The sequence below is a fragment of the Acinetobacter sp. S4400-12 genome (assembly GCF_024129495.1).
GTDB classification, from domain to species: domain Bacteria; phylum Pseudomonadota; class Gammaproteobacteria; order Pseudomonadales; family Moraxellaceae; genus Acinetobacter; species Acinetobacter lwoffii_C.
The window spans coordinates 1-21,265 of record NZ_JAMXYB010000028.1; the positions used below are offsets into that span (position 1 = coordinate 1).

The 21,265-nt window shown below is 46.0% G+C and carries 19 protein-coding genes; 9 read left to right on the forward strand and 10 right to left on the reverse strand.

Annotation, left to right across the window (positions count from 1 at the left end; genetic code table 11):
* From NI461_RS10695 to NI461_RS10710, 4 genes are all read left to right on the forward strand, one after another.
* Positions 1-374: IS5 family transposase (locus NI461_RS10695; RefSeq protein ID WP_253157291.1), on the forward strand; the 374-nt coding region annotated here is incomplete at its 5' end.
* A 431-nt stretch (positions 375-805) separates the two neighbouring features.
* The gene (locus NI461_RS10700; RefSeq protein ID WP_151207273.1) at positions 806-2,149 is read left to right on the forward strand and encodes an efflux RND transporter periplasmic adaptor subunit; all 1,344 of its coding nucleotides are present in this window, start codon (positions 806-808) and stop codon (positions 2,147-2,149) included.
* Between the two features lie 2 nt (positions 2,150-2,151).
* A complete protein-coding gene (locus tag NI461_RS10705) occupies positions 2,152-4,128 on the forward strand; it encodes a MacB family efflux pump subunit (RefSeq protein WP_174659317.1) in 1,977 nt (658 codons plus the stop codon).
* 10 nt (positions 4,129-4,138) lie between these two features.
* Entirely contained in the window at positions 4,139-5,563 is a 1,425-nt protein-coding gene (locus NI461_RS10710; RefSeq protein WP_174659316.1) for an efflux transporter outer membrane subunit, read from the forward strand.
* Positions 5,564-5,615: 52 nt separating this feature from the next.
* Here NI461_RS10710 and NI461_RS10715 read toward each other — a convergent pair whose 3' ends face one another.
* From NI461_RS10715 to orn, 3 genes are all read right to left on the reverse strand, one after another.
* Complete coding sequence (locus NI461_RS10715) at positions 5,616-7,433, reverse strand: tetratricopeptide repeat protein (RefSeq protein ID WP_174659315.1); 1,818 nt, start codon at positions 7,431-7,433, stop codon at positions 5,616-5,618.
* A gap of 98 nt (positions 7,434-7,531) precedes the next feature.
* Positions 7,532-8,302 (reverse strand): ThiF family adenylyltransferase, encoded by a 771-nt coding sequence (locus NI461_RS10720; RefSeq protein WP_151204315.1) that lies wholly within the window; start codon positions 8,300-8,302, stop codon positions 7,532-7,534.
* 460 nt (positions 8,303-8,762) lie between these two features.
* A complete protein-coding gene (gene orn, locus NI461_RS10725; RefSeq protein ID WP_151204316.1) occupies positions 8,763-9,320 on the reverse strand; it encodes an oligoribonuclease in 558 nt (185 codons plus the stop codon).
* A 122-nt stretch (positions 9,321-9,442) separates the two neighbouring features.
* Here orn and rsgA point away from each other — a divergent pair, with 122 nt between their 5' ends.
* The 4 genes from rsgA (at position 9,443) to secB (ending at position 11,774) form a co-directional block, all read left to right on the forward strand.
* On the forward strand, positions 9,443-10,501 hold the full coding sequence (gene rsgA / locus NI461_RS10730; RefSeq protein WP_151204317.1) for a ribosome small subunit-dependent GTPase A: 1,059 nt from the start codon (positions 9,443-9,445) through the stop codon (positions 10,499-10,501).
* Between the two features lie 93 nt (positions 10,502-10,594).
* Positions 10,595-11,002 (forward strand): rhodanese-like domain-containing protein, encoded by a 408-nt coding sequence (locus NI461_RS10735; protein WP_151204318.1) that lies wholly within the window; start codon positions 10,595-10,597, stop codon positions 11,000-11,002.
* Positions 11,003-11,023: 21 nt separating this feature from the next.
* Positions 11,024-11,278: a glutaredoxin 3 gene (gene grxC / locus NI461_RS10740; RefSeq protein ID WP_151204319.1), complete on the forward strand. Its 255-nt coding sequence runs from the start codon at positions 11,024-11,026 to the stop codon at positions 11,276-11,278.
* A gap of 37 nt (positions 11,279-11,315) precedes the next feature.
* Positions 11,316-11,774: a protein-export chaperone SecB gene (secB, locus tag NI461_RS10745; protein WP_151204320.1), complete on the forward strand. Its 459-nt coding sequence runs from the start codon at positions 11,316-11,318 to the stop codon at positions 11,772-11,774.
* A 118-nt stretch (positions 11,775-11,892) separates the two neighbouring features.
* Here secB and NI461_RS10750 read toward each other — a convergent pair whose 3' ends face one another.
* The 5 genes from NI461_RS10750 to NI461_RS10770 all read right to left on the reverse strand — a co-directional run bounded on the left by NI461_RS10750 (position 11,893) and on the right by NI461_RS10770 (position 17,207).
* Positions 11,893-12,699 (reverse strand): enoyl-ACP reductase, encoded by an 807-nt coding sequence (locus NI461_RS10750; protein ID WP_151204321.1) that lies wholly within the window; start codon positions 12,697-12,699, stop codon positions 11,893-11,895.
* 127 nt (positions 12,700-12,826) lie between these two features.
* On the reverse strand, positions 12,827-13,648 hold the full coding sequence (locus NI461_RS10755; RefSeq protein ID WP_151204322.1) for a TatD family hydrolase: 822 nt from the start codon (positions 13,646-13,648) through the stop codon (positions 12,827-12,829).
* The gene (locus tag NI461_RS10760) at positions 13,648-14,637 is read right to left on the reverse strand and encodes an RsiV family protein (protein WP_174659313.1); all 990 of its coding nucleotides are present in this window, start codon (positions 14,635-14,637) and stop codon (positions 13,648-13,650) included. The genes NI461_RS10755 and NI461_RS10760 overlap by 1 nt, the downstream gene beginning before the upstream one ends.
* Before the next feature lie 67 nt (positions 14,638-14,704).
* Positions 14,705-15,529, reverse strand: coding sequence for a hypothetical protein (locus NI461_RS10765; protein ID WP_151204336.1), 825 nt, complete (start codon positions 15,527-15,529; stop codon positions 14,705-14,707).
* Between the two features lie 88 nt (positions 15,530-15,617).
* Positions 15,618-17,207 carry a peptide chain release factor 3 gene (locus tag NI461_RS10770; RefSeq protein ID WP_253157293.1) on the reverse strand — a complete coding sequence of 530 codons (1,590 nt, stop codon included), beginning with the start codon at positions 17,205-17,207 and terminating at the stop codon, positions 15,618-15,620.
* A gap of 926 nt (positions 17,208-18,133) precedes the next feature.
* Between NI461_RS10770 and dusA the strand changes: the two genes are divergently transcribed.
* Complete coding sequence (dusA, locus tag NI461_RS10775; protein ID WP_253153234.1) at positions 18,134-19,138, forward strand: tRNA dihydrouridine(20/20a) synthase DusA; 1,005 nt, start codon at positions 18,134-18,136, stop codon at positions 19,136-19,138.
* Positions 19,139-19,183: 45 nt separating this feature from the next.
* Here dusA and NI461_RS10780 read toward each other — a convergent pair whose 3' ends face one another.
* Entirely contained in the window at positions 19,184-19,687 is a 504-nt protein-coding gene (locus NI461_RS10780; protein WP_174659312.1) for a hypothetical protein, read from the reverse strand.
* A gap of 265 nt (positions 19,688-19,952) precedes the next feature.
* Positions 19,953-21,227: a bifunctional phosphopantothenoylcysteine decarboxylase/phosphopantothenate--cysteine ligase CoaBC gene (coaBC, locus tag NI461_RS10785; RefSeq protein ID WP_253153229.1), complete on the reverse strand. Its 1,275-nt coding sequence runs from the start codon at positions 21,225-21,227 to the stop codon at positions 19,953-19,955.
* Between the last annotated feature and the right edge of the window lie 38 nt (positions 21,228-21,265).

Sequence of the window (21,265 nt, forward strand, 5' to 3'; positions counted from 1 at the left end):
CCGACGCGAATGGATTACCGATTGATTTTAAAATCACTGGGGGTGACGTCCACGACAGTCAAGTTGCAAAACAACTGATTGATACTGTAGATGAGGCAACTTATCTTATTGCTGATAAGGGATATGATGCTGAGCACATTAGAATATATGCCCAGAATAAGGATATGATTCCCATTATTCCAATGAGATCAAATAGTAAGAGGTCGAATAAGGAGTTTGATAAATATCTATATCAATTAAGACATTTAGTTGAAAATGCATTTGCGAGATTAAAACATTTCCGTGCTATTGCTACCCGATTTGATAAGCTTGCACGAAATTATCAGTCTATGATTTACATTGCTTGCATGTTTATTTGGTGTAAAGCCAAATGAGGACACGCCCTAGTCTTTAGTCTAAAATATTGACTAAAAATTAAGCAGACCAGAGACAAGGGAGACTTATCTTTACAACAAAGATCACTTTAAAAATCTCAGTTATTTTTTTATACATAGGCTTAACTTAGCCCGATTTCAGCTTTTTTTAGTCAGGGCACAGCTTCCCCCAGCCTAAGCCTCATTTTATAAAATAAGCCTGAAACCAAGCTGGTCAACCACCTCATGTTTAAACCAGCAAGACTCAAGTAAGTTCTTCCAATGATGAGTTGGGCTGATCAATAAACTCTATAAAAAATTTAAGTTTTTATTTATTGTTGTACCCAGCAGTAATAGAAAATAATTCTCATTATAAATTAAAAAGTTCACGATTTATCCTAGTTTCTCTTTTATAATCGGCCCTTATCTTCTGACCAGAATCTGTGTTTATCATGCCAAAAATAAAACCAACAAAACTGATCATGGCAGCAGTGATTGCCATTGTACTTATTACCGCTGGATGGTACTTCCTGAAACCCAAAGAACAGCCGCCACAATTTATTACTGCGGAAGCAAGTATTGGCGATATTGAAAACTCGGTACTGGCAACCGGGGTGCTTGAAGCCACCAAAATGGTCAGTGTGGGTGCTCAGGTATCCGGTCAGGTTAAAAAAATGTATGTGCAGCTGGGTGATCAGGTCAAACAGGGGCAGCTGATTGCACAGATTGATTCAGTGCGTCAGGAGAATGATTTAAAAACGGCTGAAGCAAGCATTAAAAACCAGATGGCACAGCTTGCTGTAAAACAGGCCAATCTGGCCAAGGTTGAGGCTGAATATCGCCGTCAGGACATTATGTATGCACAGGATGCAACCTCACGTGCGGAGTATGAAGCGGCTCTGGCCAGTTATAAAATCGCACAGGCAGATATTAAGGCCATCAATGCCCAGATTGAACAGTCGCGTTTGACCTTGGCCACCGCCAAAGAAGATTTGGGCTATACCCAGATTGTCGCGCCGATGGATGGCACTATTGTGGCGATTGTGACTGAGGAAGGTCAAACGGTAAACGCCAATCAGAGCGCACCGACCATTGTCAAACTCGCGCAACTCGACACCATGACCATTAAAGCCGAAATTTCTGAAGCTGATGTCATGAAAGTCCAGGAAGGTCAAAGGGTGTATTTCACCACTTTGGGAAATAGTGACAAGAAAATTTATGCGCAATTGCGTCAGGTCGAGCCTGCTCCCAATTCAATTAATACCGAATCCAATAACAGCACAGGCTCTTCTTCAAGTACGGCGGTCTATTATAATGCCTTGTTTGACGTTCCCAATGAAGACGGCAAACTGCGTATTGATATGACGGCGCAAGTGTATATTGTGCTGGATGAAGCACAAAATGTCTTGACCATTCCGGCAGCTGCGATTCAAAGCTCGAACCGTCCCCAGCGCCAGAAGCGTGGTGAAGGCAGTCGTAACACCGAAGGTCTAGCTGCACCTACCGAAGCCCAGGACAAATCACGTGATGCAACAGGTGAACGCCCTGCCCGTTTGCAGCTCTCTGATGCTGAGCTTGCCCTGATTGAACAAGGCAAGGCACAGCGTGCCATGGTGCGTCTTTTACAGGCAGATGGTACAGCGAAACTTACCCCTGTGCTGATTGGCCTGAATAACCGAGTCACGGCCCAAGTTCTGAAAGGTTTGAAACGTGGCGATCAGGTGGTCATTGCCGACGGTTCTGACACCTCAAATGACAGTGCAAAACGTGGCAGCCGTGGCCCAATGAGAATGTAAGCATGAATCAACAACAGCAACCTCTGCTTGAGGTCAAGAATCTGGTTCGTGAATTCCCTGCGGGTGAAAGCACGGTCCAGATTTTAAAAGGGGTCAATCTGGAGATTTATCCGGGTGAACTGGTGGCGATTGTGGGCCAGTCCGGTTCCGGCAAATCGACGCTGATGAATATTCTTGGCTGTCTGGATCAACCGACTTCGGGCAGCTATAAAGTCAAGGGCCGGGAAACTCGCAAGCTCGAAGCGGATGAACTGGCCCAGCTGCGCCGTGAATATTTTGGTTTTATTTTCCAGCGTTATCATCTGCTGGGAGATTTAAATGCCGCAGGCAATGTCGAAGTGCCGGCCATTTATGCCGGTGCAGATTCCAGTAAGCGTCATGAACGTGCAGCGAAATTGCTGACAGATCTGGGGCTGGGTGAAAAAACCCAGAACCGCCCTAGTCAGCTTTCCGGTGGTCAGCAGCAGCGGGTTTCAATTGCCCGGGCTTTGATGAACGGCGGTGATGTCATTCTTGCCGATGAGCCAACCGGTGCACTCGACAAGAATAGCGGTATTGAAGTCATGCGTATTCTGCGTGAACTGAATGCCAAAGGTCATACCATTATTCTGGTCACGCATGACCATAATGTGGCCAAAAATGCAACGCGTATTATCGAGATTTCAGACGGCAATATCATTTCGGATCAGCCAAATGTGCCTGAAATTGATGATGGCTTTGAAAAACAACGTCTGGTCTATAATGAACAAAAGAAAATTTCCAGCTGGCGCTCGGCCGTAGACCGTCTTGGCGAAGCCTTCCGCATGGCTTTGCTGGCAATGAATGCACACCGCATGCGAACTTTCCTGACCATGCTGGGGATTATTATCGGAATTGCCTCGGTTGTCTCGGTCGTCGCGCTCGGGAACGGTTCACAGAAACAGATTCTGGAAAATATCAGCAGCCTGGGAACCAATACCATTACCGTATTTCAGGGGCGAGGCTTTGGAGACAATTCCAGATCTTCCCAAGTCAAAACCTTGATTCCGGCGGATGCAGACGCTTTGGCAGAGCAGCCCTATGTGGATGGCGTCAGCCCCTCCGTCAACAGCAATGTGACCGCACGTTATAAAGAAACTGAAGCCTCGATCACTGTGAATGGTGTGGGCGAAGACTTCTTCTATGTACGCGGGATGAGCTTTAAATCTGGCCAGCCTTTTGATCATGAAAGTGTGGTCGAGCAGGCCCAGGACGTGGTAATTGATACCAATACTCAAAATACCTTCTTTAAAGATGGAAGCAACCCGATTGGTCAGGTGCTGCTCTTGGGTAGCGTACCCAGCCGGATCATTGGCGTAATTGATGCGCAAAAAGGCATGATGGGCAATAATGACACACTAAATGTCTACCTGCCTTACTCCACCGTCATGAGCCGTATGCTCGGTCAGTCCAATGTGCGTCAGATTATTGTACGGATTAAGGATGAATATCCGAGCGCAGCTGCTGAAAATGCCATCCTGAGCCTGCTGGTTCAACGTCATGGTGCGCAGGATGTATTTACCCAAAATGCGGACAGTATCCGTGAAACCATTCAGCAAACCACGCAGACCATGACCTTGCTAATCTCAGCAATTGCCGTGATTTCACTGGTGGTGGGCGGAATTGGGGTCATGAACATCATGCTGGTTTCAGTCACCGAACGGACTCAGGAAATTGGGGTGCGTATGGCCGTCGGAGCACGTCAAAGTGATATTTTGCAGCAGTTCCTGATTGAAGCCGTCTTGGTCTGTATTCTGGGCGGGATTTTGGGGGTACTTTTATCGCTGGGAATCGGTCAACTGATTACCCATTTTGCCGGAGATACTTTCCAGATGGCTTATTCGACCACCTCGATTGTTGCCGCCTTTGTCTGCTCCAGCCTGATTGGTATTGTGTTCGGCTTTATTCCGGCACGTAATGCGGCCCGTCTTAATCCGGTCGATGCACTTTCTCGAGAATAAGGAATCTGATATGCACCTGACTCTTACCAAACTGGCCAGTGCCCTGATTCTAGGAAGTTCACTGGTCGGCTGTGCCGCAGTAGTGAAAACACCGTATAAGCAACCTGCCGTTGAATTGCCGAACGGCTTTCAAAACAGTAAGGCCTTAAGCCAGCACATCCATGCCGACGTTCTGGCGGATCAATGGTGGACTTTATTTAAAGATCCACAATTGAACGATCTGGTCAATGCAGTGCTGGCAGCCAATAGCGATTTGGCAGTGGCCGGTATCAACTTACAGCAGGCCCGCATTCAGGCCAGACAGACTCAAAGCCAGCAAGGTCTCCGGATTGGAGATGCGCGAATTTCGACTGGACATCAATTTAGTCTGGAGGGTGATGGTGATCGCTCAACCGGTATTTCACTAGGCTACCCGGCCCTGAGCTATGAACTGGACCTGTTTGGCAAACTCGCCAACCAGACCGAAGCCGCACGCTGGGAAGCCTTGGCATCTGAAGAGGACTTGCAGGCCACAGCGCAAAGTCTGATTGGAACCACGGCACAACTGTACTGGCAGCTGGCCTATCTGAATGAACGGCATGCTGTGGTACAACAAAATCTGGCCACTGCACAGCGTACTTCAGATCTGGTCAAAGTCCAGTATCGTGCCGGTGCCGTATCGGGTCTGGAACTGACACAGGCAGAACAGGCCATTCAAAGCCAGCAAGCCACTTTAAGCCAGATTGAACAGCAACGCGTGGAAACCCGTACCAGTCTGGCCGTGCTGCTTAATATGCCGGTACAGCAGCTCAGCCTGCAAGAACCGAGCCGCCTGCCAAATATACAGTTACCTGATATTGAAGCAGGTCTGCCAGCCAGCCTGTTATCCCGTCGTCCTGATCTGCGAGCCACCGAGCTGCGTTTACGCAAAGCGCTGGCCAACAAAGATGCCAACCGGGCCAGCTATTATCCATCGATCAGCTTGACCGGCAGTCTAAGTACAGGAGTGGGCGTAGGGAGTAGCAGCTCACTCTCCAGCGCCCTGAAAAATCCGGTTGCCACTTTGGGTGCCGGTCTGACCCTGCCGTTTCTGCAATGGAATGACATGAAACGTGATTTACAGGTCAATGAACTGGAATATGAAAAAGCGATTCTGCAATACCGTCAAACCCTGTATGAGGCTTTTGCCGATGTGGAAAATGCCCTGTCCAATCGTACTGAGCTGACCAAACAGGTCGCGTTACAACAACGTAATGTCGAACTGGCAGAACGTACAGAACGTCTGACGGAAGTGCGTTATCGAAATGGAGCAGTGGCCTTAAAGAATCTGCTAGATGCACAAGAAACCACACGCAACGCGCGCCTGTCTTTGGTACAGACCCGACAAAGCCAATACAATGCTTATGTAACCTTGATGCAAGCTTTAGGTGGCAGCCCGATCAGGCAAATACCTTAAAGCATTTTTCCTATAAAAAACCGCTGTTTAGACAGCGGTTTTTTTGCGTTGCTTAGCCGACATGCAGATAAGCATTAATATGCTTGAGCAGCTCACTTGAGGACTGATGTCCCAACAGGCTGGCTTTTTCCAGCCATTCGCGTGCCGTGGCAATATCACGTTCCACACCAACTCCTTTGGTATATAAACGTCCCAGATGACCATAAGCATCTGCATTTACCTGCGCCGCGGCCTGACGATAATAAGCCATAGCCTGATCCAAATCCGGGGTGACGCCTACTCCCTGCTCCATCGCCTCTCCCAGCGCATTTAACGCCAAGGCATTGTGCTGGCTGGCAGCCTGCTGAAGATACTTCAGTCCTGTGGCCAGATCTTGCTCCACCATCTTGCCTTGCAGATACATCAAGCCCAATTCTGCCTGAGCTTGTACATGACCCAGCTGAGCGGCCTGATGGAGATAACGTTTGGCCAATTCGTCATGGAGCTCAAAGACCGGATGAAGCCCCGCATAAGCCTGATACAGAAACCAGGCTGCTTCCGCAGAACCTTGGGCAACTGCCTGATTCAGATATTGCACGGCCTTTTCTCGTGTCGGAAGCGGATATTCCGGCTGGCTATAAAAACGTCCGACCATATAAACCAAACTCGCTTCTGATTCAGCCTTGAGCTGCTCCTGCTGGGCAACTGCTTGAATCATCCGGGTGGCTTTGGCGGTATCTTTGGCAACACCGACTCCGTTTAAATAGCAGAGTGCCTGCCCCATCTGGTTAAAATTATCATCAGGCTTCATTGCTGCTGCACTTTGATAAAGCAGGAAAGCTTTTTCCGGCTCATGGGCAACTAGATAAGATTCAAAATATAGTGCCGCAATCAGATTAAGTGCCTGCGGATGCTGGCTCTGAGCTGCTTCAGACCAGTAACGAAAAGCCATGGTCTGATTTTTATCGACATACCAGCCATGAAAATAGGCCAGACCGATTAAGGTTTTAGCCTGGGCATCTGTATGTTCTCTGGACTGCTGCAACAGATGCTGAAACACCCGTTGACGCTGGTCAGTATCAATCCAGCCCAATAAAACACCAGCATAATAATCATACAACCCGCTCTGGTCGCCTAAATGAATACAGCGCTTAATAAAATACAGCGCCTGTTTGTGGTCCTGCGGTAAAATTTTGCCGCGCGCATACGCATCAGCAATCTGCTGATTAGCCATCAGATGATCCTGCTGTGCGGCCAGAAACAGGTAATGCATGCCTAAACTCAGGTCCTGCTGAGCGCCCTCTGCCAGATAGTGCTGTGCCAGCTGATACTGTGAATTGGCATGGCCCTGTCTGGCATGTTGAAGCAAAAGTTGCAGCCGCTGCTGTTCTGCTGCACCATGGTCAGTTTCAGTCAGCGCGCTCATACGATACTGGGCATCCAGATGACCACGAGCCACCGCATGCCGATACCAGTACAAGGCTTTTTCAGGATCATTCACATGCTGAGGATGACCATCGTACATCTGGCCCAAATGATAGGCAGCTTCTTCACTTCCCAAACTGAAAGCTTTTTCAAACAAGCTGATGGCTTTTTCTGAATTCTGCTCACGCCCCTGCGCCTTTAAATGCATCAAGGCCATACCGACATAGGCCTGCGGCCATTCCTGCTGCTGTGCCAGGCTCTGATAAATCTGATAGGCACGTTCATGGTCCGGATGATCAGGATCAGCAGCTAAACGTGCCGCATGCTTGAGCTGGGCGTCCATCTGCTCAATCCATAAATCATGCTGCACAGCCTTGGCCTGATCACGTTGGACCGGATCAGGACGCTTCCACATCCAGAAGGCTAAAGCAGCAATCCCCAAAATCAGCACTAGCAAAAACCACATAGTTGCTCCAAGACATTGTTTTTGTTATGTGTATAAAATCATTATTGTAAATTTAACATAAACTACAGCCTAGGCTCTGTGTTTTTTAAGTGGCCTAATCAGGCTTTACTGCGCTTCGCATCAAGTTTTTTCAGTACTTCTGAGACGGCGATCATGGCAAAGCTGGAGGTCACCACAACAGCTGAGCCATAACCCCCACAGCGCAGACCAGCACTGGCACATACCTCGGCACCTGAGAATGGATTATCAATTGAATAGACACAGGTGATGCCAAATTTTTCTTTAGGCTTTTTACAGATACCTTTGGCACGTAATTGGGTACGTAATTTGGCCAGCATCGGATCCTGTTCGGTCCTGGACAAATCAGCCACGCGAATTTTTAAAGGATCTAATTTCCCGCCGGCACCGCCAGAAACAATTAAAGGTAGCTTGTTAAAACGGCAATGCAGCATCAGCGCCAATTTGGCTTTGACGTCATCAATACAGTCCAGAATGATATCAGGCTGTCCAGCCAGCAGCTCTTTCACATTTTCAGCGGTGAGGTAGTCATCAATCAGATTCACCTTGATGCGGGGATTAATGGCCCGGCAACGCTCCGCCATAATTTCAATTTTCTCACAGCCCAAGGTGGTGGTCATGGCCGGTAACTGACGGTTGATATTCGATGCTGCAACCACATCCATGTCGACCAGGGTCAGCTCGCCAATCCCGGTTCGTGCCAGTGCTTCAACCGCCCAAGAACCCACCCCGCCAATACCAATAACCATCACATGACTGTTTTCATAATGATGAAAGCTGTCCTCGCCATAAATCTTGGCCACACCGGCAAAACGGCGTTCATATTCATCATCTTGAAGCAGATCAGTCATAGGTCATCTATAGCAATAAAAATACTCGATCATTTTAGCAAAATCCGCTTTTTTTTACTGCCATTAAATGTTCAATCCATTTCAACGATCATCAGCTCTGATGAGCACGCCAACCTGCCCACAACAAATGAAATATCAGCAACTCATTAAGCAGCTGTCATCTAGCTAAAGAGGGTGAAAGGTCATGCTATTTATCACCTTCTGGGTTGGAAGCTTCTGTGCAACCTGCTTTATTTTTATTTTCTGCCTCGCCCCAAACACACAACCCCATTCTCACAGTAGTCTCATTCGCTTAGGATGATTTGGCTTTGTCATCTTCGCCATAATGAACACAGCCTCATCTGATTGGGTTATTGCTCCTGTGGGTTTGTTTTGATCGCATTGAATATTTTCACTCTAGAAAAAACGCGCTCAACAAAATAAAAAAAGAGGCTTAAGCCTCTTTTCATGTCACTTGAACTTAGTCTTTATTCATAATGAAAAAATATTCACGGTAATATTTCAGTTCGGCAATCGAATCACGAATGTCATCCATCGCCAGATGCGAGGCATTTTTCTTAAGACCGCTCATGATTTCAGGACGCCAGCGTTTGGCCAGCTCCTTGACTGAAGAGACATCCAGATTACGGTAATGAAAATACTGTTCCAGCTCCGGCATCAGACGGTGCAGGAAACGCCGGTCCTGACAGATCGAGTTCCCACACATTGGTGATACTTTCGGATTCACCCATTTTTTCAAGAATTCAATGGTTTCCCGCTCGGCATCCTGCGCCTTTAATTTACTGCGGCGCACACGTTCAATCAGACCGGACTGGCCATGTTGACGGGTATTCCATTCATCCATCGCATTCAAGATACGATCTGACTGATGCACAACCAGCACAGGACCCTCAGCAAGAATATTCAGGTTATCATCCGTCACAATGGTGGCGATTTCAATAATCTGATCATTGTCAGTGTCCAGACCTGTCATTTCCAGGTCAATCCAAATCAGGCGGCTATCCGGTGTGCTGCTCATAAATTGTGTGATCTAATCAGTTTAAAAATAATATAGTAGCAAATTTCCTGCGACTTGGCTGTATTCACCCTCGGCTTCATGCTATTTTTGCCTTCTCGCACCCATGGTTTTTTAGGAATTGAATGGCTTTAATCCGTAAGCGTCGTTTGACCGAACAACAGCAGCGCCGTATTCAGAAACAGCAGAAAACGCGTCAGGAAGATCTTGATACCTCCCAGGACCTGGAAGGCTTAGTGGTACAGCATTATGGCCGCCAGCTCGAAGTTCAGACCTTGTCGGTACCTGAGCCGCATCCTGAAAAACCTGTGGTCGCCGATGGTGAGCCGGAACCGTTCTGGAAACCCATTGAACCAGACAGTGTCTGGCGCTGTCATACCCGGACCAACCTCGAACTTTTGGTTACCGGCGACCGGGTAAAATGGCAAGCCGATCCGAATACTGGTCTCGGAATTATCACCGCGATTCATCCGCGTAAATCCTTATTGACCCGTCCTGACCGTTATCACAAGGTCAAACCGGTGGCAGCCAATATTTCCCTGATTGTCATTATATTTGCACCGCTGCCTGAACCTGCCCCGGGTTTAATCGACCGCTATCTGGTCGCCTGTGCCGACGCTCAAATTCCGGCATTACTGGTGTTGAATAAGTCCGACCTACTTAAAGAGCAGGACCCTATTCTGGAACTATTGAATGAATACAAAGATTTAGGCTATGAAGTGATGCAGACCCAGTCGGATGGAGACCTATCTGCATTAACCGCCCGCTTGAATGATGAGACCGTCGCCTTTGTTGGTCAGTCTGGTGTGGGTAAAAGCACTTTAATCAATGCCATCGTACCGGATGCGGCACAAAAGACCAATGTGATTTCTGAAAACTCAGCGCTGGGGCAACACACCACGACCTCGACTCGCCTGATTCCTTTTGGTGAAAATGCAGCCCTGATTGACTCACCGGGAATCCGTGAATTTGGTTTATGGCATCTGCCTTTGGAAAAGATCCCCAGCGGCTTTCCAGAAATTGAAAATCTGCTTGGTCACTGCCAGTTCCGGAACTGTACCCATAAACACGAAAAGCAGTGTGCCCTGCGTAAAGCAGCAGCAGATGGTGAAATTTTGCCCCGCCGACTAGAAAGCTATCTGCGTTTAATTGATGAAATCACGGAAGCACAGCAAAAAAATTAATTTTCTTAAGCCTTAGCCCTTGAAGCGGTGATTTTGATCACCATATTTATGAGCTATACTCTTGGCAATTTCAAAATTGTAATTAGGTGGATTGTGGAACGTTGGTTCGAGTTTATGGGGAATCACCCCTTCTTGTTTGGAACACTCGCGGTACTCGTGGTTTTATTCTTCATTATCGAAGGTCAACGTAACGGTCGTAAAATTTCCCCGCAATCGCTGGGCATTTTAGTCAAAGCCAAAAATGCCATGCTGATTGATTTACGTGATGGCAAAGATTTTCGCGAAGGCCACATCAGTGGGAGCCGCAACATTCCCTATAGCCAAATTACAAAACATCTTGATGAGTTAAAAACATCTGATCGCCCGCTGGTGTTCATTTGTAATCTTGGGCAGGTTGCAGGTTCTGCACTCCAGCAGGTCGGTCATGCAGATGCTTATCGTCTTGATGGCGGAATCAGCAACTGGAAAGCTCAAGGTTTACCTCTAATTAAAAGCAAATAATCTGCGAACAGGAGATTGACCATGGCTGAAGTCACTATTTATTCGACAACTGTATGTCCGTATTGTGTCCGTGCAAAACAGCTCCTTGAGCGCAAAGGCGTTGCATACAAAGAAATCAATTTGTCGAATGAAGCACCTGAAGTACGTATTGAATTGATGCAGCGCACCAATCACCGTACCGTGCCACAAATTTTTATCAATGAACAATTCATCGGCGGTTTTGACCAGCTTTATGCGTTAGAGCGTGAAGGCAAACTTGACGATTTACTGGCTTAATTTACTAAAATCATTATTTCATATTAAGGATTAAAGAATGAGTGAAGAACAACAAGCTCAACCACAACTGGCATTAGAGCGCATTTACACTAAAGATATTTCTTTTGAAGTTCCTGGGGCGCAAGTTTTTACCAAGCAATGGCAACCTGAGTTAAATATCAATCTGTCTTCTTCAGCAGAAAAAATTGATCCGACTCATTTTGAAGTGGCTTTAAAAGTGGTCGTTCAAGCCAATAATGAGGGCGAGACTGCGTTTATCGTTGATGTGACTCAAGCCGGTATTTTTCTGGTCGATGGCGTTGAAGAAGAACGTTTACCTTATATTCTAGGTGCTTACTGCCCGAACATTTTGTTCCCCTTCCTTCGTGAAGCCGTGAATGACATGGTTACCAAAGGCAGCTTCCCGCAGTTACTGCTCACTCCTATCAACTTCGATGCTGAATTTGAAGCCAACTTGCAACGCGCGCAAGCGACTGCGGTTGAAGGTCAAGCTTAATCGCTTTTCCCGGATATTAAAAAAGACCGCTTGTGCGGTCTTTTTTATTTCTTTTTTCCCTCTCCTTTTAGGAGATGAGAAACATTGTGTCGCAAAGGGAGAGAGAATTTAATGCATTTTACTCAGCATCCAGCATCAATTCTGCGCTCATACCAACGGTATTAAAACCGGCATCCACATACAGGATTTCACCCGTAATTCCTGAAGCCCATGGAGAACACAGGAATAAGGCCGCATTACCCACTTCTTCAATGGTAACGTTACGTTTTAGCGGTGCCACTTTTTCATTCAGATCCAGCATTTTACGGAAAGACTTGATACCTGAAGCTGCCAGTGTACGGATTGGACCGGCAGAGATTGCATTTACACGAATACCTTCTTTGCCCAGGCTTGATGCCAGATAGCGTACACCTGCCTCTAAAGACGCTTTGGCCATCCCCATTACGTTATAGTTTGGCATCACGCGCTCAGAACCTTGATAAGTCAGAGTCAGCAGACAACCCTGGCGTGCTGCCAATAACGGCTTTGCAGCACGCGCCATGGCTACAAAACTATACGCACTGATGTCATGAGCAACATTAAAACCTTCACGGTCTGTCACCTGGGTAAAGTCACCATCCAGAGTATGGGCAGGTGCAAAACCGATAGAGTGAACCACACCATCAAGACCGTCCCAATGCTTTGCCAGTTCAGCAAAGGTGCCTTCAATTTCAGCATCTACGGCCACATCACAAGGAAACACCAGTTCAGAACCAAATTGTGCGGCAAAGTCATCAACACGTTTTTTCAGTTTTTCATTTGGATAGGTAAAAGCAAGTTCTGCACCTTCACGATGTAAGGCTTGAGCAATACCAAAAGCAATTGATAATTTACTTGCAATACCTGCGATCAAAAAGCGTTTACCCGCCAAAAGTCCTTGTGCCATGTGAATCTCACTCAAAATAATTTAGAAGCATAATGCCAAGTCTCTGGCATTTTAGAAATTGCATAATGCATCTTTTTTTAGACCTGATGAAAGGAAGTCAAATTTCCGGCTGGTTCAAACCCTTACACTAGAGCGCTAAATGCAAGGCTTGATGGCTATTTTTCCACAGCTGTTCAGCCAGCTGCTCTTGATCCATAGCTAAGCTTTGCGCCAGTCCTTGCAGTACATAAGGTAAATTGGCCGGGGTATTGCGGGTTCGATGCTGCGTAGAAATTTGACAGCATAAGGGTGTCATATCGGGACAGTCGGTTTCCAAAACAAGGTGTTCAGGACCAATTTCCTGAACTACGGCATGGAGTTTTTTAGCATTGGGATTGGTAATCTGCCCGGTCACCCCAATTTTAAACCCCAGTTTAATAAAGGCCTTGGCTTCCTCTATGCCGCCACTAAAAGCATGGGCAATACCGCCCAAACGGAATTGCTGCCGTTTTAAGATCGCCAGAGTTTCTGCATGGGACTTTCGGATATGCAGTAATACCGGCTTGTCAAACTGCTGCGCCAATTCAAGTTGCGCTACAAAAAAATGCTGCTGCTTCTGAAAAATTGCGTCCTGCTTGTGCTGCTTTAAAAAGGTATCGAGGCCAATTTCTCCAATTGCTACACAATCTTCAGTGCTGAGCAACGCTTCTAAATCTGCCAAATGTGAACTTTGATGCTGCTCAATATAAAATGGATGCAGCCCAGGAGCCAGATAACTCCGCGGCGCATCCCGCAATTGATTGAGAAAGCGCTGGCTGTGCAGCAAGTCCTGAAATCTGGACTGGACAAAGCCGATCAAAATTAACCGCTCTACCCCCATCGCTTTGGCGGCATAGGCCAACTGTTCCCGATCCGAATCAAAGTCGGGAACATCAAAATGGGTATGGGTATCAAACAGCGAATAAGACATTAAGACTGGGCTTTACTGTCACGGGCCGCACTGGCCGCTTGCTCATTTTCGACTTCAGCCTGTGGTAAATAGGCTGTTTTCAAGACCGTTTGTAATTGATCATAAGGAATGGTTAAGCGCGGCAATCCCACCACATACGGACCAATTTCGTATTCTCCATATTGCAGAATCAAACCTTGAGTCGATAAATAGAAATTATCCGATAACTTAAATTTCCATGCCTGTTCATATTCCTCAACATTGCTGGCCAGTTCAGAATCAATGACCCACTGTTTAAAGGCTTCGTGGGCTTTCTTTTCCAGAGCAGCCTTTTGATTAGGCGCTAAAATATCCTGCAATTCGACAATTTTTTTCTTTTCCAGATCAAAGTTATAGTAGCGCTGCGAAGAGGAACCGTGCGCCCCGCCCAAATAACTGCTGGAATTTAACACCACGGTTGCCAAAGGCTGATTGGCATTCAGAATTTTCGGTTTAATCATCAGGCTAATTTGATGACTGGAACCTAAGTCTTTCAGTTCCTTATCTAAAGATAAAAATGTTTCTACATACGGAGTAACCTGTTTTTCCAGTTGCTGTTTTGGAGTTTCAATGGCAACCGAGGCGGCCGGCTCATCTGCCTGAACTGGACTGGAGGCTGCTGACTCTTCCGCACTTACTGCCGGCGGATTGGTCTTCAACGACTTGGCGGAAATATCCAGAGTCTGATCCAGACGTTTTAAAATTTGCTGATCAATAAATTCATCAATAAAAGGCTGGTTACTGGAAAGACGCTCGATGTTCATTTCAGGGCAATTATTCCCCTCACATTCTGGTAGATTTAAAGTTAATTTTTCTACATCCCCAGCCAGTTTTAATACCTCAGCCTGAGCCATAGTCTGTGATTGAGTTACTTTATCCTCTTGAGGTTCAGTATTTTTAGGCTGGCATGCTGTTAGTGCCATTGCTGCTGCAAGAAGACTGAGGCTAAAGATGGTTTTATTTTTAAGCATAATGCGACCTATAACTTAAACTGGTTAAATGAACTTCGACTCAATATCGGTATTTTACGACGTCTGATTAAAACATATGCTGATAAGCCTCAGCTTTCAATATCTGTTGCGTTTGTTCTTTGCTTAAATAAATATCCAGCTGATTGCCATCTTGTACAGTTTCATGGGTACGATAATGCAAACCTATACCCTCTTGATCAAAGAACCAGTCTGCCTGTCCCCAATACAATTTTTTGGGTGCCTGCTGTTTGACTTCAGCCTTTTGCTCTTGTAACCACTTTTGATACGCTTGTTGCACAATGTCATTCATAGCCACTTGCTGTTTGGGTTCAAGAATATCCAGCACAGTGACCGTTTTCTGTTTTTTACGATCTGCCACAAAGAAGTAATAACGTTCTTTAATGCTCACGCCTTCCTGTTTTGTATCTACTCCCAACTGCATCAGGACATATTGATTACGCTGATAGGCAATTCGGGTATACATCGACAACTCATAGGCTTTATTACTGGAAAATTCAGCCTGCCAAGCATCCGATTTTTTTACATAGGCATTGATAGCCTGCTGTAAGCTCATATCCTGTTTAAGCCCAATCTGGTCCTGAATCACCTTCGCCTGACTTTTGGCAATCCATTGATTTAACCAGGCATCTTCGGTATGGACGGTTTGAATAGCCAGATTAATACAATGCTGGGTTTCGCAAAAAGGCAAAGCGATGTTTGCGTCTTGCTCCTGAATGTTTAAGTACGGTAAAACCTCAGCTTTTTCGGTCGCAGCAGCCGATTTTGCAAACTGTTCGTGCGAATCGGATTGTTGTTTTTTAGTATCACAGGCACTCAGTATCAGACCAATCGTAATGATTGATGCAGCCCCTATTTTCCCCTGTATGCCCATCACTCTTTCTTCTCAAATAGCTCATTTATCTTAATGATTCTACATAATAAAACAGCTTCATAAAGAAGCTGTTTTATTTTTGCTGCGTTTAATGTTCACGTGTCGCCTTGAACTGAATATCCGGATAACGCTCTTGTATCAACTGCAAGTTCACCCGACTAGGTGCCAGATAAGTTAAATGTCCACCGCCATCGAGGGACAATTGATCATGGGCTTTTTTCTTGAATTCATTGAATTTCTTTTCATCATCGCAAGAAACCCAACGTACGGTATTAATATTTACCGGCTCATACACACAGTCCACCTTATATTCTTCTTTCAGACGATAAGCTACTACATCAAACTGCAAGACACCGACTGCGCCCACAATCAAATCATTATTGATTTGTGGCATAAACACCTGAGTTGCCCCTTCTTCGGAAAGCTCTTTTAGACCTTTTTGCAGCTGCTTCGACTTCAAAGGATCTTTTAAACGCACACGACGGAACATTTCAGGTGCGAAATGTGGAATACCGGTGAAGCGTAAATTTTCACCTGAAGTAAAGGTATCGCCGATCTGAATAGTTCCATGGTTGTGTAAACCAATGATATCCCCAGGCCATGCCTCTTCCAGCTGTTCACGCTCCCCGGCCAAGAAGGTCAATGCATCACTGATCCGTACATCTTTACCCAGACGGACGTGATTCATTTTCAAGCCTTTTTCATAGCGTCCTGAACAGATCCGCATGAAGGCAATACGGTCACGGTGTTTCGGGTCCATATTGGCCTGAATTTTAAATACAAATCCACTAAAGCCTTCTTCAGTCGCTTCTACAACTCGCTCATGGGTAGGATGGGCCTTAGGTGGCGGTGCCCATTGAATAAAAGTATTCAATACATGGTCTACCGCGAAATTACCCAATGCTGTACCAAAAAGCACGGGGGTTTGTCGGCCAGCCAAAAACTCCTCATGGTCTAATGGATCATTGGCCATTTGCACCAGCTCCAAGGACTCTTCAAAGGCCGCAAAGGCAAGCTTACCCACTTTTTCACGCAAATCGGCATGGTCATAACCATCACGGATTTCAATATCGGTAATGGTCGAGCCAAAACCGGCCTTGTAAACATAAAATTTATCTTCAAGGATGTTATACACCCCGGCAAAATCACGCCCTGTGCCCATTGGCCAGGTAATCGGCACACAGCGAATTTTCAGGACGCTTTCAATTTCATCCAGTAACTCTAAGGGTTCACGGATTTCACGGTCCATTTTGTTGACGAACGAAATGATTGGCGTGTCGCGCATACGACACACTTCCATCAATTTAATGGTTCGTTCTTCGACTCCTTTTGCCCCATCAATTACCATCAATGCCGAGTCAACTGCCGTTAAGGTACGATAGGTATCTTCCGAGAAATCTTCGTGTCCCGGTGTATCCAGCAGATTAATTACATGATTTTTATAAGGGAACTGCATCACAGAAGTGGTAATGGAAATACCGCGTTCTTTTTCCATTTCCATCCAGTCAGACGTTGCACCGCGATCTGACTTACGGCTTTTTACCATCCCGGCAACTTGAATCGCCTTACCCCATAACAGCAGCTTTTCCGTCATGGTGGTTTTACCCGCATCGGGGTGGGAAATAATCGCGAAGGTTCTGCGGGCCGCGACTTCTTTAGCGAGTTGATCTTTAAACATAGGGAATCTTCAATATGTACACAGTTTTGCACACACTTATAATGCGTGCCCAGACCGTGAAGTAATAACTTAAAATTGGCGTAATTATATATGAATGCTTAACCCGCATCCATGACTCAAACCAAGTTGAGTGAAATAGACATTTATTCAGGCGCATAAACTTTGGAGATAAGACGTTTAGGCTCTATTTAAAGTCGCTAAGATTCGTAAATTAAAGTAGAAAATGATGCAGGATTTTATCTACTGAATTTCCATCATCTTGAGATATTTTTTATATAGTCTTCTGATCTATGAGTTCTCACTAAAATTCAGTGATCCCGCTTGATCAAGCTAAAAGCCCCCTTACCAATCGCTTCAAAAAAGCTAAAGGAACGCCCTGCCTCAGCACAACGCTCCTTTTAGATAATTAACTGCAAATAGTGTCGAGTTTGAACATTAACCGCTAATAATCTGGCTATGAATTAAATTGTGTAAATCTGATGCAGACTTACTGTCAAGGATTAACAAATCTGCCCAATCAGGTACTATGCCGCCATGTACAGTAGCATCATCAGGATCGATTTTTAGCACCGCCTTGCCATTTTCATCACCGTCAGTTTTACTGTATTCAGCAAGATTGGATTAATCCGCAAATCAAGTATTGAAGAAATCAGCGTCACCTTCAACTTGATCATTGGCTGCATCATCAGCCACCCCATTAGCCAGCCTGCGCGATGGCGCTAATTAGCCGAATCCTCCGGCTTTCCTGGCTGCTGTTTTGTGCTGTAATGGATTCTCTTATTTACATCATGAACTATTTTTTGATTATGGTGTAAAATTCACTGGGAATGCGACTGACCCATTCATCAATATAGCTTTACACAGATTTGTGCGAGTTGCGAAAGATAGATTAAAGGCATGATGTTTAAATGACGATTCACTCCAATATTGAAAACACTCCATCTCCACGAATCAGTGTAGCCCCGATGATGGATTGGACCACCAAAGATTACCGTTTCTTTGCGCGTCTGTTTAATCCAAATGTCATTCTATACACAGAAATGGTCACTACAGGTGCCATCATTCATGGAGATAGCAAACGCCATCTGGATTTTAATCAGGAAGAACATCCGATCATATTACAACTGGGTGGCTCTAACCCTAAAGATTTGGCCACCTGTACCAAAATGGCACAGGATTGGGGCTATAACGAAGTCAACCTGAATGTCGGCTGCCCAAGTGACCGGGTACAGAATAATAAAATTGGTGCTTGTTTAATGGCAGAGCCTGATCTGGTGGCTGAATGTATTGATGCAATGCGTAATGCTGTTGAGATGCCCGTGAGTGTCAAACACCGCATTGGTATTGATCATATGCAGTCTTATGAAGAAATGCTGCATTTTGTTGATACCGTGGCGAAAACTGGTTGTAACAACTTTATTGTGCATGCACGGATTGCTTTGTTACAAGGACTTTCTCCCAAAGAAAACCGCGAAGTGCCTCCGCTGCGTTATGAAGATGTCTACCGTCTGAAGCAGGACCGTCCGAACCTCACCATCGAAATCAATGGCGGCATTAAAACCTACGCCGAAACACTTGAACACCTCAAGCATGTGGATGGGGTCATGATTGGCCGCGAAGCCTACCATAATCCTTATCTGCTGGCTGAACTTGGCCAATTGTGGAATCTGGAAGCGCCAGATCGTTTTGACATCATGCAAGAGATGTTGCCTTATATTGCCCGGCGTATGGCTGAAGGCGCACCTTTATCGATTATTAGCCGTCATATTCTAGGCTTGTTCCAGAACTTGCCAGGTGCACGTAAATGGCGTCAGGCATTAAGCGGCGGCAATGCCAAAACCCTCAAAGATGTAGAAACGGCGCTGGTGAATATTCAGGAAGCAATGCAGCGTACTGAACACTATGTACGAGCGCATCAGGTCGAAGCCTAAAAATACAAAGCACCGACCCCCGGTGCTTTTTTAGCATCCAGCAAACTATTGGCTATAAGCGGTGATATTGCCTACCGGAATCGGCTCTACATTATCAGAGGCCGAATGTAATACCGGTTCTACCGCCGGATAAGAGTTTGCCACCGATTCAAGAGTAGTCGCTTCATTAACAGGCTCTAGGGACGCCGCGAGCTGTGCCAGTTCCTGATCCAGTTGCTGACGATATTTTTCAATCTCAATCTCATCAATAAAAGTAAAAGCATCTTTTTCAATGGACCAGTTGTAGCCTCCACCAGCCTTGGCAATCTGCACCTCGATCGGATACTCATGCCCCTGATAGCTCAACTGTGAAATGGCCTGAAAGCCATTGCCGGTACGCTGGACAATTTTCACCTGCAGCACTTTTAAATGATAATCCTGATAATCGGGATTGGCATTAAATTCACGCTGCATTTGTCCCTGAATATTTCGGGCCAGTTCCTCAGTCGATATAAAATAGCTGCATCCTGCCAGACAGGCGATCATAAATCCCATCATGATTTTTTTCATATCGCCCTCTTTGTGATTCCTTCCAACTGCATTTTATCTGTGTCACACTTTTTATCTTCAGATTATTCTGTGATCTATTCTATACTTTTGCTGCGCCACGGATATATCCATCCTTGGTCTATAACCTCAAGTTATAGTTAATCTATTTAACTTAAATTACGCCATTTTTAAAGTTAAACCTATGCTAAAAATTTACATAAAAAATCCCTGATCAACTCAGGGATGTTTAGCAGACGAAGTGTTAATCGATCCTATGAATATGCTATTAAAAATCTTCTTCTACAGCAGGATTATGATGTAAGGCAGTATGAATCGCCTCTACCAGCTGTTGTGCGATTTCCTGTTTGGAAGCTTTGTCCAGATCACGCTTGTCCAGATGATAGTGCTCGGCAAAAAACACGGTCATGGCATTTTCATCTGAAGCAAAACCGATATCTGCGCGTGAAACATCATTACAGGCAATCATATCCAGCTTTTTCGCAACCAGTTTCCCCGCGGCATATTCTTCAATATTACGGGTTTCTGCGGCAAAACCGACCATAAATGGGCGCTTTTCCTGCTGGGCAATCGTAGCCACAATATCCGGGTTTTTCACCAGTGCGACATTCAGCTCATCACCGGCTTTTTTGATTTTATGCTCAGCCACCTGCGCAACACGATAATCAGCCACTGCTGCAGTCGCAATAAAAATATCACAGCCCTGCTCTAGCATCTGCATACTCTCATTCAGCATTTGCACCGCAGAGGAAACATTTTTACGTTTAACCCCATTCGGGGTATCCAGGCTGACAGGACCTGCGATCAAGGTCACGTTTGCTCCTGCTGCATAACAGGCTGCGGCCAGTGCAAAGCCCATTTTTCCGGTACTGTGGTTAGAAATATAACGTACCGGATCAATCGCTTCACGTGTCGGGCCAGCAGTAATCGTGACCTGTTTACCGGCCAGCATGCCAAATTTTTCTGCAATTGTACGCTGGGCCTTGTGAAAGTATTCGGTGACCTGTCGAGCCAGCTCTTCCGGTTCCGGCATACGGCCAAGGCCGACATCCCCACAGGCCTGTGAGCCTGCATCCGGCATGATCACATGCACGCCATCCTCAATCAACGTCGCCAGATTACGCTGCGTCGCTTTGGCGGCCCACATCTGCTGGTTCATGGCAGGCGCCACCCAAACAGGGGCATTCGTTGCCAGATATAAGGTACTCAACAGGTCATCAGCCAGACCTGCAGCGAATTTTGCCAGAGTGTCGCAACTGGCCGGTGCAACCAGTAACAGGTCAGCCCAGCGGGCCAGCTCGATATGCCCCATGCCGGCTTCTGCTTCAGGATCCAGCAGTTCAGTATGCACAGGATTGCCCGACAACGCCTGAAAAGTTAAAGGTGTAATAAAAGCTTGTGCCCCCCGGGTCATGACAACCCGCACATTAAAACCGGCATCTTTCAGACGGCGAACCAGAATGGCACTTTTATAGGCAGCAATACCGCCAGTGACTGCTAAAATGATATTTTTATGAGAAATTACACTTAGATCAAAGCTCACGAACAGCTTTCCTTTCTGTTGCAGTGGGGCTCACAATA

Coding starts and splice junctions, on each gene's coding strand:
- NI461_RS10765 (WP_151204336.1), bottom strand. CDS start 15,529: ATGGGCATACAGGGGAAAATAGGGGCTGCATCAATCATTACGATTGGT.
- NI461_RS10705 (WP_174659317.1), top strand. CDS start 2,152: ATGAATCAACAACAGCAACCTCTGCTTGAGGTCAAGAATCTGGTTCGT.
- NI461_RS10755 (WP_151204322.1), bottom strand. CDS start 13,648: ATGTCTTATTCGCTGTTTGATACCCATACCCATTTTGATGTTCCCGAC.
- NI461_RS10715 (WP_174659315.1), bottom strand. CDS start 7,433: ATGTGGTTTTTGCTAGTGCTGATTTTGGGGATTGCTGCTTTAGCCTTC.
- NI461_RS10700 (WP_151207273.1), top strand. CDS start 806: ATGCCAAAAATAAAACCAACAAAACTGATCATGGCAGCAGTGATTGCC.
- NI461_RS10760 (WP_174659313.1), bottom strand. CDS start 14,637: ATGCTTAAAAATAAAACCATCTTTAGCCTCAGTCTTCTTGCAGCAGCA.
- NI461_RS10720 (WP_151204315.1), bottom strand. CDS start 8,302: ATGACTGATCTGCTTCAAGATGATGAATATGAACGCCGTTTTGCCGGT.
- NI461_RS10780 (WP_174659312.1), bottom strand. CDS start 19,687: ATGAAAAAAATCATGATGGGATTTATGATCGCCTGTCTGGCAGGATGC.
- secB (WP_151204320.1), top strand. CDS start 11,316: ATGAGTGAAGAACAACAAGCTCAACCACAACTGGCATTAGAGCGCATT.
- orn (WP_151204316.1), bottom strand. CDS start 9,320: ATGAGCAGCACACCGGATAGCCGCCTGATTTGGATTGACCTGGAAATG.
- grxC (WP_151204319.1), top strand. CDS start 11,024: ATGGCTGAAGTCACTATTTATTCGACAACTGTATGTCCGTATTGTGTC.
- NI461_RS10770 (WP_253157293.1), bottom strand. CDS start 17,207: ATGTTTAAAGATCAACTCGCTAAAGAAGTCGCGGCCCGCAGAACCTTC.
- NI461_RS10750 (WP_151204321.1), bottom strand. CDS start 12,699: ATGGCACAAGGACTTTTGGCGGGTAAACGCTTTTTGATCGCAGGTATT.
- rsgA (WP_151204317.1), top strand. CDS start 9,443: ATGGCTTTAATCCGTAAGCGTCGTTTGACCGAACAACAGCAGCGCCGT.
- NI461_RS10710 (WP_174659316.1), top strand. CDS start 4,139: ATGCACCTGACTCTTACCAAACTGGCCAGTGCCCTGATTCTAGGAAGT.